Below are 16,945 nucleotides of genomic sequence, written 5' to 3'. Positions count from 1 at the left end.
GGACAATGCTGCGATGGAGAGCTTCTTCTCGTCGCCGAAAACTGAGTGGAGGCCCCTCCACCACTGCGGGAATGCTACGGCCGCAACGGCGAAGCCTCTGTAGGACCGCATATTTCTACCTGTAATCGAGTTCAATTTTGCCAGTCCTGCTTCCTGATTTCCTATTGCCTTGGCAAGACCTTGGTATGCTCGCGGGGAGCTAAATGGCGCGTAGTTTGATGGGGCCGATCGCTATCATGTGCTCGCTCTCGTACCTTCCCTTAAAATGGGCGTCACGGTCGAACCAAGGGGCCTGCCGAATTGGCACGTCCAGTTCCTGAGCCAGAGTGGCAAAGAGGAAATTGGAAGCCTTGTTGGTGAGCGCGACAGTGGCTTTGATGTGCGTCACGCTCTTGTTACATGGCCTGTTCAAGGCTGAGACGATTAGTCCCTTGCCCACCCCTGTGTTGCGCACCGCAGGATGCACTGCAATCTGCCAGACAAAGAGCGTGGAGGGCTCGCTGGGCGGTCGATATGCCGATAGCCAGCCAACCACCTCGCCCACACGCTCCGCGACTGTGCAAGTGTCTGCGAAATGAGTGCAATGTAGGAGTTCGCAGTAAAGCGAGTTGCGGTCTAGTTGCGGGCACAGCGCGATGAGAGCCCATACATCAGCTGCATGACTGCATGCCGGTTCTCGGAATGTCACCCGCTCCGACTGACCGTAGGATCCGCTCTGTCTATCATCGGCCATCCACACCCTCCAGGCTGAACCTATCGTCTTCTCCCGACCTTGCGCATTTGCTAGATGCTTAGAGCACGGGATACCGAGCGTTCGGGACCTCTAGGTGGGACACCACGCAATCCCTGTCCCTGAGGGTTCGATCCTCGCTCCGGTCATTTGATCTTTAGCTATTTGTTTCTGCGCACCTTTTCCGGGCGATGCCGGAGTTCGCTCCAATGGCGAAATCAAATGGCGACACAGGTAGTCACCTTTTCGCCACTTGATCCGGGCCTTGCCGGGGAGCACCGGCGACCGGATTTATCAACTCCATGACTCATATGCCTAGTCCGAATGTTAATTAGCTGCGACTGGTGGGGCCGCGAAGGCCCGCGCTCGCCAAGACATGGACGGCCCGGCATTTCCTTGGGTCTGCGACGAGGCAGTCTCAAAAACCATGCCAGCCTCTCAGCAACGCGTTGAACGTTGTTTAACGGCTTAAGGAGTGGCGCCGTTGGATTAAATGAAGCTCTTCTGAACCACGAATGCGTCGCAGACGCGACAAACCGAACAATCTTTGTACGTTGCCGAGGGTCGCGGTCGAGTAGCTCAGCCATTCGGCTTTCGCCCTCACAGATCCGGGCGGGCGGATTTCCCGCACCCGGCTCTTCCCGAGGGTAACCCGCGTCATATCCGTGCTTGCGCCCAAGTTCGAGTGATGCGCGGAGTTGGCAGGGGGAAGCGCGCCGTCAGGGTCTCGAACTCCGACCAGCCCATGCGCCGGCTTTTCTGGCTGCGCCGTCTCAGACACCGTAGCCATATCCGGCGCATTTGCCGATGGAATCCGTCGAGCGCTGGATAGTTGTGCGGCCTGCCGTAGTAGCCGTAGGGTCCACGCAGAACGGCGGCGAACCACCTGTGCTGCGCAGCCATTGGCGCGTGCATGAGCCGCCAGGCATCCTGGCGCAGCGCCTTCAGCTTGCGCGTCAGGCGTTTCCCTTCCGTCTTGTGCTTCACGATGAACCGGCCATCCCGGGTCCGCCCGCAGTAGTGGGTGAAGCCCAGAAAGGCGAAGGTCTCCGGTCGCCGCTCGCCACGCCGCTGTCGTGAGAGGGCCGCGAACCGCCCAAACTCATCAACCGCGTCTTGTCCTCGTGGAGTGTCAGGCCAAAGCCGGCCAGCCGCGCCTTGAGGGCCAACAGCATCTCCTCTGCATCGGCCTTCTTCTCAAAGCCCATGACGAAGTCGTCAGCGTAACGCACGATCACAACGCGACCGTGTGCATGGCGGCGACGCCATTGGTGGGCCTAGAGATCGAGGATGTAGTGCAGGAAGATATTGGCGAGGAGCGGACTGATGCCCGCCCCTTGCGGGGTACCCCTGTCCGTCTCTTGCTTCTCGCCGCTCTCAAGGACGCCAGCCCGCAACCACAGCCCAATGAGCCGTAGGATACGAGGATCAGCGATCCTGTGCGCCACCATCCGCAGCAGCCACTCGTGGTCGACCGAGTCGAAGAAGCTGCGAATGTCGGCATCGAGCACCCAGTTCACACGCTGGCTCATGATCGCTGTATGCAGGGCATCAAGCGCCATGTGGGGGCTCCGCCCCGGCCGGAAGCCCTAGGAGAATCCCAGGAAGTGGACCTCGTAGACAGCACTCAGCACCTCGGCCACCGCGCTTTGGACGATCTTGTCTTCCAGCGCCGGCACCCCGAGAGGCCGTTTACCGCCATCGGCTTTGGGAATGTAACCCGCCGCACCGGCTGTGGCCGGTAGCGATCGGTGTGGACCCGTTCGCAGAGATCACGGATGTTATCCGTCAGACCCTCTTCGTATTTCGCCACGGTCATCCCATCGACCCCAGCACTCACCTGTCGCTTCTGTCGCCGAAACGCCCGGTAAAGGGCTCTTCGTCGACGTGATGCCGCAGGGCCGTGAACCGGGTTTGGGCAGCCTGCTTGGCCGCCGCGTTCACCCGCTCGAGGTTCAGCGGCAAGGCAACCCGGCTCTGTGTCCGGACCTTGGCCTCCTCGCGCAGGCTCCCCTCAGGCTGGTCCCTTCCCTCCACTCGCCTCTTTTCCTTCGACGACTTCACGGGTACTATGAACCAGTCCGACTCCCGACCTCAGCTCGGACGACAGCTCTGGCAGTACCTTGCTGCTGTCTCCCGATGGAGACCAATCCAGCGGACCCGGTCGGGTCTCTCATGTTCCGATGATTACCTCCATGCGTGATCCGGCCATCGACCCCGGCGGAGCGGCATCGTCTCGCGTAGCGACGATGCTCATATTGCCTTCGTGAATAGGGAACACACTCGGCCTCCGCAAACATCCACCTTTCGAGGCTCATTCCCGCACCCCGCATGGCTCCTGTCTACGCTTCAGACCCCGCGTTGCCGCGACGCCCGCAAGACTCGGTCCCGGCTTGCCCGCTACGGCTTTGGCCGGATGGGACTTGCACCCACAAGCAATCATCAGCTTGGCATGACGTACTCCCCACAGGTGGTGTAGTTCGGCGGAAGCAAAGCCGCTCGCGAGCGCGCCCTCAATAGCGCTGTAGCGAGCGAGCGGCTTTGCGGCGGGCATCGACAGTTCGCCTTCGGGTTGCTGAACCTGATTCGAAGGAACCATCGATGACCGACGACATGATGAACCTGCGCGCGCTCGTGGAGAAGACTCCGGATTCCGATCTCTTGCGCGAGATGATCGGCTTTGCCGCCGAGCGGCTGGAGTTGGAGGTTGGGGCCGCCACCGGCGCCGCCTATGGCGAGAAGAACCCTCTACGGCTCGCCCAGCGCAACGGCTACCGCGAGCGCGACTGGGAGACGCGAGCCGGAACGGTCGAGTTGCGCATCCCCAATCATTTTGGAAGGGAAAGCCACTTCCCGGGTGGCTCGTACCGCGCCGCATGGCCGAGAAGGCGCTGACCTGCGTCAGCCAGACAGCCAGAAGCCTATGTGCAAGGCAACTCGACACGTTCTGTTTACAACCCCATCCAGGCCGTCCGGCCTTGAGTTGCAGCCGCACGGCTACTGGCCCTGATGGTGTTCGCGGATTGCCAGCCAGTCAAATGAACGAGCTTCGTGGCTAGCGCCGTTGAAGAGATCTTTGCCGAACTCCGATCGGTTCGCCATCAAGTTCGCCTACCCTCGCAAGCCAGCGGCGGTCGCTGGCGCTACGCCTGGTTACTCCGCGGCTGCGTAATCGGTGGGTCGATGATGCGTTTCGGCACGGTACTATAACCACCTACATATTAACAACCTCGAACAAGCATATGGCGCATCGCTTCGCGTGATCAGTCCAATGATGCACCAAACTTAAACCATGATTCATGAATATCTTGCTGAAGTCACAAATAACTACCTTTCGCATTATCTCCGTTCTAATCCTCTCTCCTTTTTCTAGGAAAAATGAAAAGCCTAGTTTGTCAAGTCTCACAAACTGAGTCTGCACCGCCTCTAAGTGAGACTCCATTCGACGAAGAGGTTTATTGTGGAATGCCACGTGTCGAAACTGAAACACGTTAAAATTTCCATCAAATCTCCAATTCAAATGCTGAAGAACGCATAGGTTGGTCAGAATAGCGCTTTGGTTATTATAGGCAGCCTCCAAAATGTCCGAACTCTTATCCAAGTCGATACCGACCAGAAAATAGTCACCGGGAGCGAACAACGAGCGCACCTGGTGAAGCAGATCGCGCAACTCGTCATCGTACATGTTTCCCACTGAGCTGCCGAGACAAACTAGAAGCTTCGGACCTGTGACGGTGGCAGCCTGTTGCAATCCGGTTTGGTAGACCCCGACGATGCCCGTGAAGTTCAAATCTGGTCTCATCGAAAGGAGGTTTTCGGCGGCTTTCTGTAGAATTGAACGGTTGACGTCGATAGCGGCATAAGAAGTCGGGCCGTGGTTCTCCATGAAGGCATTAATCAACAGCGTCGTTTTTTGTGCGTTGCCAGCCCCCAACTCAACGAGAGAGGCAGGGCCCGTCATGTCGGCGACCGATTTTGCGTGATGCGTCAATATCTCTTGCTCGGCCCTAAACAAGTAGTAGGACGGCTCATTGCAGAGCCGCTCAAACAGCGCCGAACCCGTGTCATCATAGTAGTATATGCAGCCTATAGAGCGCGGAGATTCCGATAAAGACTGTATCAACGCGTCGCTACGGAAAATTTCCGTTTCAGGAATATCTGCGCCGACGATGGTATAATTTCGGAGATCGTCTAGTTTGCGCTTGGTTGGGATTGGCCGGAGCATGTCGATACGTTCCTATATGAAACACTGCATCAAGAAAGCAGGACCGAAATTTTCGTCAGTCTGCGACCGGAGAGCACCAAGATTTATGCCAATGGCGGGCACCGCGCTGCTCGCAGGCAGTTCGTTCATTTAGATCAGTTAGTTATGCCCGGTGAACGCAGCGTATGAGGATGGGGCGATACCACTCCGGTGTCGGGAATTCGACAAACTCGACATTAGTTAGTGTCCGTCCATAAACAGTAACTTTTCGAAGTATTCATTGTACATCCCATGTAGATTCGAGGTATTTCTGACTGCTTTGGTGGTTCTATCTACACGAGGCGTTAGAGGAGAAGTAGAGCTCTCTCGCGGTCCGCTAGTTGGCCCATCGTGAACCGCCCGGCGGGCGCCGGGTAGGCTTTTGCGAAGTCGGCGGCGGGTCAGTTCGACTTGAGGCGGGCGAAGAGGGCGAGATTGTAGGCCACCACCGAGGACCAGACATAGGTCTTGAAGTGGTCGAGCCCGCGCCAGGTGCAGCGGTCCAGGCCAAAAGCGCGCTTCAAACATGAGACGCCGGCCTCGATGCCGGCACGGAAGTTGCGCAGCTTGCGATACACCCAGCGGCTCTTGACCATGTCCTCGATCTTGATGCCGCACTTTTTGTGGAAGGCCATGTCCTTCACGCCCCAAGCCTTGGCCTGGATCAGATTGGCGCGGCTGGCATAGCCGCCATCGGCGGCCGCCTGACGTGGCGGCTCGCCATATCGGTCGATGTGGCGCTGAAGCATCGGCAGCAACCGCTCGCTGTCGGCCGGATTGCCGGCTTCGACGATGAGGTCGAGAACCATGCCGCTCCTGCCCGTCGTCAGGTTGAGCGTGGCCATAATGGACATCGCGGCCGCCCTTGACGATGATGTCGGCATGCGGTTCGAACAGGCTGACCAGCTTCTCGGCGGCCGGCACCGCCTCGCCGGCCAGCACCCGCCGCTCGGTCTGGGCGATGATCTGCTCGATCAGCGGTCGATAGTGGCGCAGTTGCTCCTGCCAGACGATAGTGTCCAGATCAGCCGCCGGGGTCAGCCGCTCCGCCGCCTGTCGGAGATAGCCCAGCGTCGTGCGGGTGATCCCGAGCAATTCGCGATAGAGTTGAACCCGTTTCGGGCGGCCGCAGGTGTATTGGATCGCCCGCACCCGCTTCTTGGCCGCGCGGCAGTGATCGTGCCAGGAAAGCGCGCCGCTGCCCAATTTATCCGCCTGCCGCAGCAGGCGAACCATCACCCGTACGGCGTCCCACAACAGGCTGCTGTCGCTCGGCTCGTGGATGAGGGCTGCGGTGACGGTGCTGTCCACACGTATCACCCTGCCGCTTTCCAGCTTCTCGTGGTGGGCGCTCGAAAGCAGCACCTCGTTGATGTCTTCCCAGGTCGAGGGCCGGATCGCGCTGATCGTCTTGTGCAGGACCGACTTCTTCGGGCTCCATCCCCATGGCAGCCGGGCAAACGCCCGGAACGAGGCGGAGTCCTCCAGGTGGAAAGCCAGTTCCTGGTAGCTGAGCTGGCGATGCTGCTTGAGCAGCGCGCAGCGCAGCACCGCCTCCGCCGGCAGGCCCTCGCGGCCGGTCTGCTTGACCCCGTGCCGGCGCAGGTCGGCGGCCACCAGCCCGGTCAGGTGACGCTGCTCGTCCAGCCAATCGGACATGCCCTTCAGCTCACGGCCGATCTCGTGTCCGGCGAAAAGATCGAATACACTGGCTTGGACGGTGCGTTCTTGGCGCATTGTCGGCTCCGGGGGTGGCAGAAAACGCTTTGGAATCAGTGGTATGATGCCAAAGTGTATCTGAAACCGCCGGAGCTTTCCTGCGGAAAACTCCGATTCCTCAAGTAATTTCAACAGTTTGCCGTTTATGGACGGACACTAGTTAGAGTCCGTTTTGAAAATCAGGGATGGTCGTTTCTGCGGATGAGATTGGCGCCCATAGTGACAAGGATCATGGCGTGAGAGACGTCGATGCGCTTCTCGTAGTCGCGCACGAGGCGGCGCCATCTTGTCATCCAGCCGAAGGTGCGCTCGACAACCCAGCGGCGGGGCAAGACTTCGAAGCCCTTCTAGTCGTCGGATCGGCGGATGATCTCTACCACGAAGTCCAGATAGGCGGCCTTATCCATGAGCTTCAGCCGGTCGTAGGCGCCGTCGGCGAACAGATGCTTCACCCAGGGCCAGCGCTTGCGGATACCATCCAGGATCGCCTGAGCGCCGGCGCTGTCGGAGATGTCGGCCGGCGTCAGGTTGATCATCAACAGCCGCCCCGACGGCGATGTGGCGCTTGCGGCCGACAATCTTCTTGCCGGCGTCGTACCCTCTTGTTTCCGGTTGCGAAGCCTTGACCGACTCGGCGGTTTGAAGTCAAGCGCCTCCTAGTTCTTTTTCGCTTTGCCGGCATTGGACGTCTTTCGCGGGGCCTTGCTTCTCTCCGGGATCGGCGCTCTGGCCCTGCCCTCTATGGGGATTCAGAAGAATGGGTGGAACAATCTGTCGAGCGCCTTGATTGCCGATGATGGGCAATCGACCCAAGCCAGTCGACGAACTCACCTCATCCTCGTCCCGCGAAGGACAGCTTTCCACCGGTGGGTGGAACTCGTGTCGTCCCCGTCTATCGGCCGTCTATCGGGGGGCGATGTTTATCAATTCTTCAGCCGGCGACCGGCATGATTTCCGTCCTGGTCCAGCGGCACTGTGTGCCGTCGCTCCAGATGCGATGCATGATCACCGCCAGCCGGCGGGCGAGCGCAACTATGGCTTTCTGCTGGCCGCGCCGCTTGGCGACGTCCATCGCCCAGGCCTTCAGCCAGGACCATTTCGTCACCCGCGTCAGTAGGGTCTGCGCGGCCTCATAGAGCAACGTTCGCATCATACCGTCGCCGCATAACGAGATCCCGCCCACCCGGCGGCTTTCGCCCGATTCATGGAGCGCCGGCGTCAGGCCCAAAATCGGACCGACCGCCTTGGAGTTGCGGAAGCGGGCGGGGATATCGATCGTCGCGGTGTAAGGCCAGCGACACGACGGGGCCCACACCGGGGATCGACATCAGCCGGCGGCAAACCTCATCATCCCGGACGATCGCCAGAAGCTTGCGGTGCAGGGCGGCATAATTCTGGCGCAGCTTGCGGCGCGCGTCGAGCAACGGTTCGACGATCTCGGCCAGATCGGGCATGCCTTCGGTGAGCTCGCGGATCCGCTCCTCAAACTTGACCGCACCGACCTTGCCAATCTTGAGACCGAAGTTGCGCAACAGCCCGCGGATGTCGTTCTCGATGGCAATCGCCTTGTCCTTTAAGAGCTTGCGCGCCGTCAGCAGCGCCCGGCGCTTCTGGCTCGTCAGGGTCTTGACAAACCGGGCGGAACAGATTGACCCGCATCATCTGCGCGATCCCGCGCGCATCATTGCGGTCGGTCTTGTTCACCTGCGCCTTCAAGAATGCCTTGGTGTGACGTGTCTCAATGCAGATCATCGGCAGGCCGGCTTTGGCAAGGCCTTCGAACAGCCATTGCGATAAAGGTCCGGCTTCAAGCCCGACGCGTTCCAACCGCCAGGCGGGATCCTTGAGCACCCGCGCAATATCCTCGGGATGGGTCGGCACCTTCACCTCGCGGCACACCGTGCCCGTTTCGTCGACAATGCAAATAGCGGTCTCTTTCACCGAGACGTCCAATCCTGCACAATGTTTCATGCTACGCTTCTCCCGTCGGTCGACAGGGGGTTGCCGGCGTGCCTCCTCGCCGATTCTGGAACGATACGTCATGATCGCGCCGAACGCGTCAGGAACACGGAAGTTCAGCACCGGCCGTCACGCGCGCGATGGTGATGCCGCCATCTCGGAAGCACGGCGATGCCCCTGTTGCGGCGGTCAGATGATCACGCTCGGCATCTGGCGGTGTGGAGAAGTGACTGTGTCGCAGGCAGCTGGACGTGCCAGCAGGAAGCCTGTCTCACGCGCGCCAGCGCTGCAAAAGCTTCAAGAGTGCTGGCGCGTCGGCATCGAGCGTCTTGAGGGGCTGACGCTTGAAACCCGGAACAAGCGCTGCAATCAGCCATTTCGCCTGGCTCATCTCGATGACGGCGACAATCGTGTTATCTTGTTCGAGAGCGGTAAAGGACCGGCTTGCGTCAAACAAATGCGACATGGGAGGCCTCCTTCTGATGGTGGTTTTTACAGCGCCGAAGAATGCCGCACCCTCGCCGCTCGCCCCATAGCATCTCAGCCCCACACTCAGCGCCGCTCCTCAAGGCACCTGCGCTATCCGAAGGTTACCGACCCCGCGGCGCCGCCGCTCCGTCCCGAACGCCACGTCAGCAATTCCATCGCCACCATTCGGATTAGACTTGCCCACGCGTTGGCGCGACGGCTGCCACGATGTGCATGCTGTCAAAACGGTTTTATGACACAGTAGTATTAGGCGTAGAGTTGCTTGCTGCTGTTGTTGCGCTAGCATTGGGGTACCGCCCTCGGCGACGCTTCCCGGTGCACCCCGCTAACCCGTCCTATTCACGAGCAGCTTGGTTCCCTTGTCGCTGGGCGTTCAGTCATGAAGGTGTTAGGCGTCTTTTTCACCGCAGCTGAGACTGGCTGGAACGCGCTGGAGGTCGGCTGATGCGGGTTCATTGGGGCTTTGATGCCCCGGCGAACATGGTGCTGCGGGCTGCAGCGTGATGGCGATCGCTCGGAACAGGTTTTCCTCGGGACAGGCGGCGGAAGGCCAGCCGGATGTTTCGGAAACGCGGGCGCCGAGCTTGAGAAGCCGGAGCCGCAGCGTAGCGAACTCGGCGTTGCGCAGATGATGGGTCGTGGGTGCCTCGCGCATGGTGAGCATCAACCGGTATGCGGTGGTGTGCAGGACGAGACGGACCTGCTTGGCAATCGGTGAGCGGCAGCTGGTGCGGTCGGATGCGAGCTGGCTCTTGTGCATCTTGATCAGGTTTTCGGCCTGGCCGCGGGCGCAGTAGATCACGTCGTAGACATGCTCGGCGGAGCCTTTGTCGAGATTGGTGACGACGAAGCGGATGTCGAGGCCGAGGGTGGTTGCCTCGATCCGGGCGCAGGCGCGGCGTTCCGTCTTGTAGGGCCTCGGCATAGTCGCGCAGCACCGGCTTGTGCTCGAGCGCGCGGCGGGTACGGAATATCGTCGGCGGCTTCATCGACGAGATGGTGGGGTACCTTGTTGCCGGGCAAGCCGAAGAGGTAGTCGATCGCATGTTCTCGCACCAGGCCGTGACTTGCGCCCGGCCATAGTGGCCATCGCCGCGGATCAGAATGCGCGTGGCAGGTCAGCGGGCGCCGATGCGCCGGACAAGGCGATGCAGATGGCCGCGGATCTCCTTGCCCGCTGGGGTCTTGGCAGGTCGCAGGATCATGGCGACCGGGCGTCCTGTCGCGGTGTCGTAGATGTGGATCGGCAGGAAGCAACGCTCGTGGCAATGGGCGTTGAAGAGCGAGAGCTGCTGACGGCCGTGAACGACATCCACCGTGTCGTCGATGTCGAGCGTGATGCTAGCGGGCGGCGCGGCATAGCTCGACAGCCAGAGATCGACCAACACCCAGCTGGACACCTCGAAGAACCTCCCCATTTCGGCGCATTTTGATTCACTTCGCCTGGTGATTTGCACGGAGGCGTTGGATGCGAGGACAGGCAGGGTTCTGGGATTATGACGAGCGCTATGCCGGCTGAGCGAGGCCGGCGATCCCCTGGAGAAGCTGAACGCGGTGGTGCCTTGGGAAGTGTTTCGCAAGCCGCTGGCCAAGGCGCTGAAGCGCTCCGATGGCGCCAAAGGCGGCCGGCCGCCCTTTGACGCGGTGATGATGTTCAAGGTCCTGGTTCTGCAGGCGCTCTACAGTCTCTCGGACGATCAGGCCGAGTTCCAGGTCCAGGACCGGCTTCCCTTCATGCGCTTCCTCGGGTTGGGGCTCGGCGACAAGGTTCCCGACGCAAAAACGATCTGGTTGTTTAGGGAGCACCTCACGCAGGCCCAGGCGGTGGAGAACCTGTTCGCCTGTTTTGACAAGCACCTCACCAAGGCCGGTTATCTGGCGATGGGCGGGCAGATCGTGGATGCGACGATCGTGGCGGCGCCGAAGCAACGCAATTCCGATGCTGAAAAGGCCGACATCAAAGGCAGGAAAGGTGCCGGACGAGTGGCAGAAGAAACCAGCCAAGCTGCGCCAGAAGGACCGGGACGCAGGCTGGACGGTGAAGTTCTCGAAGGCCATGGTGGCCGAAGATGGAAAGACGCAGCAGCGCGACATTGCCATTCCCGCCTTCGGCTACAAGAACCATGCCTCGATCGATCGCCGGCACGGCTTCATCCGCGGCTGGAACGTCACCAGTGCCTCGGCCTGGGACGGGGCGCAGCTTTCCAACGTGCTGGACAAGAACAACACCGGCTCGAAAGTGTGGGCCGACACGGCCTATCGCTCCAAAAAGAACGAGGCATGGCTGGAGAACAACGGCTACGTGTGCGACATTCATCACAAGAAGCCGAAAGGCCGACCGATGAGCGAGGCGACGTCGCGGGCCAACGGCCGGCGCTCCAGGATCCGCGCCTTCGTCGAGCACGTCTTCGCGCAGCAGAAATCCCGCATGGGCCTGTTCGTGCGAAGGATCGGCATGGCGCGGGCCAAGACCAAGATCGGCATGGCCAACCTCGCCTACAATCTCACCCGCTTCGTCTGGTACCAGGGGCGCACTGCGCCCGCATGATGCCAACGGCGGTCAATGCCGCCGCAGCGGCGCCACGATCGGCCCCGAGCATCAAAATCATCGACCAACAGACCAAGCGTTCGGGCGGTATCAGGTTGTGCCCGACCTCATCGCGGACCTAAAACCCTACGAAATGACGATAGTTCGAGGTGTCCAGTTTTAGGGTCGTGAGCATTCAAGCCCGAGAGTCAGACTTGAACCGGATCCGCTAATCACCATACCGGCAAGCGGCTTCTGGAAACGCCACCTTCAAACGCCTCCCAGGAGACCGCACACGATCACACGAGCTTTGGATCCGGCACTTCTTGCATCACGGGCGGCAACCACAAAAGATTCTAACAGCGCTCACGGGTCAATCATCTCTGCCCTCTCCTTGGTAACTTCAAAGTCGCGAACGATGAAAATAAGACTTGATGGCATATTATTTCTGGTTTTGAGACGAAACGTTAAATATATGACTAAAATACTTAAGTTAAAAAAAGTCACGCAAACCAAACTTAACATAATATCACCTTATAATGCCGCGGTGACGTGATAAAGATTTGCGTAACGACACGCCGGAGGAAGACAATCGTGAAACTGGATAACGCCAACTCGCTACTTGCCTTTCGCAACCTAGAGTCGAACGTGCGGTCATATTCGCGGTCCTTTCCAGTAGTGTTCAGAACAGCTGCAGGAGCCATTCTCGAGGACGAGGACGGACGAGAGTTTATCGACTTCCTCTCCGGCGCAGGCGCCCTTAACTATGGTCACAACGATCCCGATTTACTAAATGGCGCGATTAAATACATGGAATCGCGAGGGATCGTTCACGGTTTGGATATGGCTACCTCAGCTAAAAGAGAGTTTATGGAGTGTGTTGACGCCATAATACTGCAGCCACGTGGTCTGACTTATAAATTCCAATTTCCTGGTCCGACTGGGGCCAACGCCGTGGAAGCCGCTTTGAAACTCGCCCGAAAGGTCACTGGACGGCGCAGCATCATTTCGTTCACCAACGGCTTTCATGGAGTGACTGTGGGCGCCCTGGCGGTAACGGGTAACCGATATTACCGAGAAGCGGCAGGACTTCCTTTGGGCGGCGTAATGTTCATGCCCTATGATGGGTATTGGGGATCCGATAATGACACTTCCGAATACCTGGACAAGATGCTTGCTGATGCAAGCAGTGGTGTCGATTTGCCCGCTGCCATCATTGCAGAAACCATCCAGGGCGAAGGCGGCATACGCCCTTGTACCAAAGATTGGCTAAGATCGATCGAACGGCTTTGCAAAAAGTACGGCATACTTCTGATTGTGGATGATATCCAGGCAGGCTGCGGACGAACCGGCAGTTTTTTCAGTTTCGAGTTCGCTGACTTGGCGCCCGACATGGTTCTGTTGTCCAAGTCTCTTAGTGGCTGTGGGCTGCCGCTATCTCTTTTGCTGCTGAAACCTGAACTAGACGTTTGGCGGCCGGGCGAACACAACGGTACATTCAGAGGCAACAACCTTGCGCTCGTGACGGCGACTGCCACATTGCAGAAATATTGGACCAACGAAAATTTGTCAAAGCACGTTGCAGAAGTAGGACGGATTATGAGTGAGCGCCTTCGACAGATCACTCAACATAGCCGAAATCATAGCCTTTCCGTCCGAGGAAGGGGCATGATGTTAGGGCTTGATTGCAACACGGGCAAACTTGCCGAAAAAATCGTCGGCAAGGCCTTTCAAGATGGGCTTGTGGTAGAGCGATGCGGCGCAGAGGACGAGGTCATCAAGCTTCTCCCTCCGTTAACCATTGACACGCAGCTGCTTGAACGCGGTCTGAACATTCTGGCTGCGTCAGTGCATGCAACGCTTAAACCTTGAAGAGGTGCAATCTGTTAAAGCCGTGCAATGCACACCTCACAGGAATCGTGTTCGCTGGCTTGGCTTCGGATCCAACGTTCTGACAAGATCTCTTGCGCGGCCGTGCTCTAGGTCAGGCTAGTGCCCGTCCATAAAGGAAAATTGTCGATATTATTTGGCTATTTTCAGTATTTCGACGGGCAATCCGGCCGACAGCGAGCGGTTCTTGCCGATACTGGAGCGCCACATCGGCATCTGGGACCAGGCGTCGCGGCAAGCGGCTGCGGACGGCGGCTATGCCAGCCGCGAAAATTTGCGCTGGGCCAAGGCCTGGGGCGTGTCCGACATGGCCGTCCGCAAAAAGGCCGGCCTCAAGGTCGAAGACCGCGCCGACATCTAGGCCGACCTCTCTTGCCTCAAACGCGCTTACGGCCTGGCGCGCTGCACCTGGCGCGGCCTCGATCACTTCAGGGCCTGCGTCTGGTCCTCTGCCGTGGTCTACAATCTCGTCCTCTTCACTCGCCTCAACCGGCCTGACGCCACTCATCGGGTCGCGCTCAGTGCCACGCCGGCCGGCGGCAGCCGATACTCTATGCTGGCATGGCCGCTGCGAATGCTCTCGCTCGCGATCTGCACGCCCCGTGCCCACCACGCGCTGCCAAGCAGCTGTCGCATTGCCTCAAGGAAAATCTTGCTATGGGGTTCGTTGCCTCACCTAAAATGTTACCCGTGAAGATGCCGCCGCCATGATGCCTTCACCGCCAGGGAGGCATCATGAAGACGAAGTTGACGCATGCCATGCGCATAGAACTCGCCAATGCGATCCAGGGTCGCTATGCGGCCGCAGCGAATAAGACCAAACGCAGGATCTTGGAGGAGCTCATCGCCGCGACGAGGTATCACGAGAAGTCCGCGATCCGTGTCCCGACCCGTCAACGCCCCTCGCTCTATGATGAGGCTGCTCGGGGCGCCTTCATTTTGCTGTGGGAAGCTTCTGATTGAGTTTGCGGCAAGCGCCTCAAGGCACTGCTGCCCATTCTATTGCCGGCGTTGGAACGCAATGGACATTTGAAGCTCGAGGGGGAGATACGCACAAGATCCTGTCGATGAGCGCCGCGACGATCGACCGCTTGCTCCAGATGCCAAGACGCACCATGCGAACGAAAAAGCCGCCAAGGGTTGTGCCGGAGCCACGGCGGCGCATCAAAATGCGCACCTTTGCCGAAGGTGACTAAGCGCTATCATCCGCCGCAGACGCCTGCGAGCGTCTCCTGCAGGCGGAGGCTGTCCCGATGGCCGCCAAAAGCAAGCTGCGCGAGATCGCCGCCGACTTCGATCCGCTGAAGCTTCTGGAGGAGATCCGAGTTGTACAGGCTTACCTGGCCGCCCTGGCCGACGGCGAAGCACCGCCACAGACCACATCCGAGCCGCCCAACCTGGCCGCGTTCGTAGCAAGCCTATCGAGCGCCTGGCACGCGGGCGAAATCCGTCCGACCTTCTCCATCGAAGCCAAACCGCGTTCCCGCGAAGTCTACAAAAGGTCTCGAGACAAACCCTTATTGCGGCTCCCACCGCCGCGCTCAAGCCAGTAATCCCACCCACTCCTGCCGCGACAGCCGCGAAAATGCAGGAGAAGCCGAAGCGGGACTACGCCGAGCCTGGCCAAGCCCGCGTCCAGGCGCTCCGCATGGTGTGGCCGATCGTTTGCCGCCGATTGAAGGAATTCCCCAACATCAACGCGCCGGCCTCCGTCGCTGCGGCTGCGCCGCGTGCTGCGATTCCGAGGCGATCGCACTCACCAGTGGCAACAGCCCGTCTGCTCGGCTGGTACTATCGGTGCCGGTGGGTTGAGAAGCCTCGGATCTATGATGGTGCTGCCGACGGCCTTTTGGATCTGCGCATGGATTTGCTAACCGCGTCGAGAAAGGCTCGGCTGGCGTTTTCCATCAGGTGCCAGTGATCGGCCACCCGATCGGCATGTGGCAACGCCTTGGTGATGGCCTCGCCATATCCACCACCTCGGCCACGCGCGACGCTCGTGATGGACGGATGGCCCATGAGCCGTGCCTGCGATGTCGCCTGCTCGCGATCGGGCAGCAAAGTCACCGGCCTGCGGCGTCGAGATCGCAGCCAATCGTCCCGTATCGCTGGCCGCGCCGGAATGCAAAGTGGTCAATGCCGATGATGGCGAGCTCATCACGCGGCTGTTCAGTCCTGCGGCGCACGACACGCAACAGGGTATCGTTGCTCACCGGCATCACATGAGGCGATCGGCAAAGGCCGCAGCCGGCCTGCCGCCAAGCGCGAGCCCCAAGTGATGAACGATCGTCTCAAGACGTCCGGTCCTTCGCGATAGCGGAGCGAGAATATCGGCGCCAAACCGCTCGGCAAAAATGCGGCGGCGGCAAAGAACGGCGTCGCACCAGAAACGGCGAACCGTCATCCGCAGGAAAACCCGCCGACCGGCGATCGGCAAATCGGCGGCTTGCCGCAGATATCGGCTCTGGGTCCGGAGTGAACTGGTCCCGCAGCACGGGCACGTTGCCGAAAGCGCCGTAGCGCGCACGTCAAGATATACGCAATCCGTGTCGATCTCCGCATGCTCGGAGACGAAGCCCGCCGGCGCCAGTTTCGTCGACCCAGATCTCCGTTCCACCGCGCTGATCCCCCTCGGAAAAATCGCGACTTCAGCCTTCACATGCAGCGAGATTGAGTCTGACCCAATTTTGCACGCGGATTACATCTTACCCTCGCCCCGCTCCGGCGCATCGATCCGGTTGATGCCGACATGGATCACCGTCGCACCCGGCTTGACCCAGTCCGCCTTCACCATCTCCGGCCGGCCCACCGCAGCCACCAAATATCGGCGCCACGCGCCACGGACGCCAGATCCTTCGTGCGCGAATGCGCCGTCATCACCGTGGCATTGGCATTAAGCAGCAAGTGCGCCATGGGCTTGCCAAACAAATTGGAGCGGCCGACAACGACCACCATCAGGCCCGACAGGTCCTCGCCATGGATGGAGCGCGCCAGCAGCATGGCGCCGGCCGGCGTGCACGAGATCAAGCCGGTCGCCAAGTCACCGATTGCAAGTTTGCCGGCATTGACCACATGCAGGTCATCGACATCCTTCTCCGGCGGATCGACTGGATGATTGCATCCGCATCAAGATGCTTCGGCAGCGGCAGCTGCACGAGGATGCCGTGGATGGTTTAGAGAGGCCACGAGGCCTGCGAGTTCGCCCTGCGTTGTTTGCGCTGGCGGCGTGTGCTGAATGGAGTTGAAGCCGCATTCCTTGGCCATGCTGCCTTTGGCGTTGACATAGGCGTGGCTGGCCGGATTTTTGTTCGCTCGAGATCAGAAGCCGCTTGCATCACCGCTTCAATGACGGTTGCCGCCACCTGTTTGCCGTCGATGGTGTGCGTCG

Annotated in this window: 8 protein-coding genes and 10 pseudogenes; 6 read left to right on the top strand and 12 right to left on the bottom strand. The window is 59.8% G+C overall.

The window, feature by feature from the left end; translation table 11 throughout:
* Window positions 1–199 precede the first annotated feature (199 nt).
* The 4 genes and pseudogenes from ectA to NKJ90_RS30660 all read right to left on the bottom strand — a co-directional run bounded on the left by ectA (window position 200) and on the right by NKJ90_RS30660 (window position 2,767).
* Window positions 200–733, bottom strand: a complete 534-nt coding sequence (ectA, locus tag NKJ90_RS30675; RefSeq protein WP_352487544.1) for a diaminobutyrate acetyltransferase — start codon at window positions 731–733, stop codon at window positions 200–202.
* Between the two features lie 654 nt (window positions 734–1,387).
* A complete protein-coding gene (locus NKJ90_RS30670) occupies window positions 1,388–1,717 on the bottom strand; it encodes a hypothetical protein (protein WP_352487543.1) in 330 nt (109 codons plus the stop codon).
* A pseudogene (locus tag NKJ90_RS30665) lies at window positions 1,714–2,262 on the bottom strand (reverse transcriptase domain-containing protein). Before NKJ90_RS30665 ends, NKJ90_RS30670 begins: the two are co-directional and overlap by 4 nt.
* A gap of 304 nt (window positions 2,263–2,566) precedes the next feature.
* Window positions 2,567–2,767 (bottom strand): hypothetical protein, encoded by a 201-nt coding sequence (locus NKJ90_RS30660; protein WP_352487542.1) that lies wholly within the window; start codon window positions 2,765–2,767, stop codon window positions 2,567–2,569.
* Window positions 2,768–3,331: 564 nt separating this feature from the next.
* Between NKJ90_RS30660 and NKJ90_RS30655 the strand changes: the two are divergent.
* Window positions 3,332–3,703 (top strand): annotated as a pseudogene (locus tag NKJ90_RS30655) (transposase); the annotation flags it as partial.
* 241 nt (window positions 3,704–3,944) lie between these two features.
* Here the strand turns inward: NKJ90_RS30655 and NKJ90_RS30650 are convergent.
* The 6 genes and pseudogenes from NKJ90_RS30650 to NKJ90_RS30625 all read right to left on the bottom strand — a co-directional run.
* Complete coding sequence (locus NKJ90_RS30650; protein WP_352487541.1) at window positions 3,945–4,955, bottom strand: L-histidine N(alpha)-methyltransferase; 1,011 nt, start codon at window positions 4,953–4,955, stop codon at window positions 3,945–3,947.
* Between the two features lie 419 nt (window positions 4,956–5,374).
* Window positions 5,375–6,710 (bottom strand): annotated as a pseudogene (locus NKJ90_RS30645) (ISNCY family transposase).
* Window positions 6,711–6,871: 161 nt separating this feature from the next.
* Window positions 6,872–7,307 (bottom strand): annotated as a pseudogene (locus tag NKJ90_RS30640) (IS5 family transposase); the annotation flags it as partial.
* Between the two features lie 316 nt (window positions 7,308–7,623).
* A pseudogene (locus NKJ90_RS30635) lies at window positions 7,624–8,663 on the bottom strand (IS110 family RNA-guided transposase).
* Window positions 8,664–8,922: 259 nt separating this feature from the next.
* Window positions 8,923–9,117: a hypothetical protein gene (locus NKJ90_RS30630; protein ID WP_352487540.1), complete on the bottom strand. Its 195-nt coding sequence runs from the start codon at window positions 9,115–9,117 to the stop codon at window positions 8,923–8,925.
* 504 nt (window positions 9,118–9,621) lie between these two features.
* A pseudogene (locus NKJ90_RS30625) lies at window positions 9,622–10,528 on the bottom strand (IS1380 family transposase); the annotation flags it as partial.
* 80 nt (window positions 10,529–10,608) lie between these two features.
* Between NKJ90_RS30625 and NKJ90_RS30620 the strand changes: the two are divergent.
* The 5 genes and pseudogenes from NKJ90_RS30620 (at window position 10,609) to NKJ90_RS30600 (ending at window position 15,110) form a co-directional block, all read left to right on the top strand.
* Window positions 10,609–11,688 (top strand): annotated as a pseudogene (locus NKJ90_RS30620) (IS5 family transposase).
* A gap of 573 nt (window positions 11,689–12,261) precedes the next feature.
* Window positions 12,262–13,539: a diaminobutyrate--2-oxoglutarate transaminase gene (ectB, locus tag NKJ90_RS30615; protein ID WP_502904958.1), complete on the top strand. Its 1,278-nt coding sequence runs from the start codon at window positions 12,262–12,264 to the stop codon at window positions 13,537–13,539.
* 169 nt (window positions 13,540–13,708) lie between these two features.
* Window positions 13,709–14,044 (top strand): annotated as a pseudogene (locus NKJ90_RS30610) (ISNCY family transposase); the annotation flags it as partial.
* A 248-nt stretch (window positions 14,045–14,292) separates the two neighbouring features.
* Window positions 14,293–14,520 carry a hypothetical protein gene (locus NKJ90_RS30605; protein ID WP_352487539.1) on the top strand — a complete coding sequence of 76 codons (228 nt, stop codon included), beginning with the start codon at window positions 14,293–14,295 and terminating at the stop codon, window positions 14,518–14,520.
* A gap of 290 nt (window positions 14,521–14,810) precedes the next feature.
* Window positions 14,811–15,110, top strand: coding sequence for a hypothetical protein (locus tag NKJ90_RS30600; protein ID WP_352487538.1), 300 nt, complete (start codon window positions 14,811–14,813; stop codon window positions 15,108–15,110).
* A 257-nt stretch (window positions 15,111–15,367) separates the two neighbouring features.
* Here NKJ90_RS30600 and NKJ90_RS30595 read toward each other — a convergent pair.
* Window positions 15,368–16,174: pseudogene (locus tag NKJ90_RS30595) on the bottom strand (ISL3 family transposase); the annotation flags it as partial.
* A gap of 87 nt (window positions 16,175–16,261) precedes the next feature.
* Window positions 16,262–16,892: pseudogene (locus NKJ90_RS30590) on the bottom strand (tetrahydrofolate dehydrogenase/cyclohydrolase catalytic domain-containing protein); the annotation flags it as partial.
* Window positions 16,893–16,945 lie beyond the last annotated feature (53 nt).

It is taken from the genome of Mesorhizobium sp. M0051 (assembly GCF_040323235.1).
In the GTDB taxonomy this organism is placed as follows: domain Bacteria; phylum Pseudomonadota; class Alphaproteobacteria; order Rhizobiales; family Rhizobiaceae; genus Mesorhizobium.
Note: the sequence above shows the minus strand (reverse complement) of the source record. Positions and strands in the feature narration are given on the sequence as shown.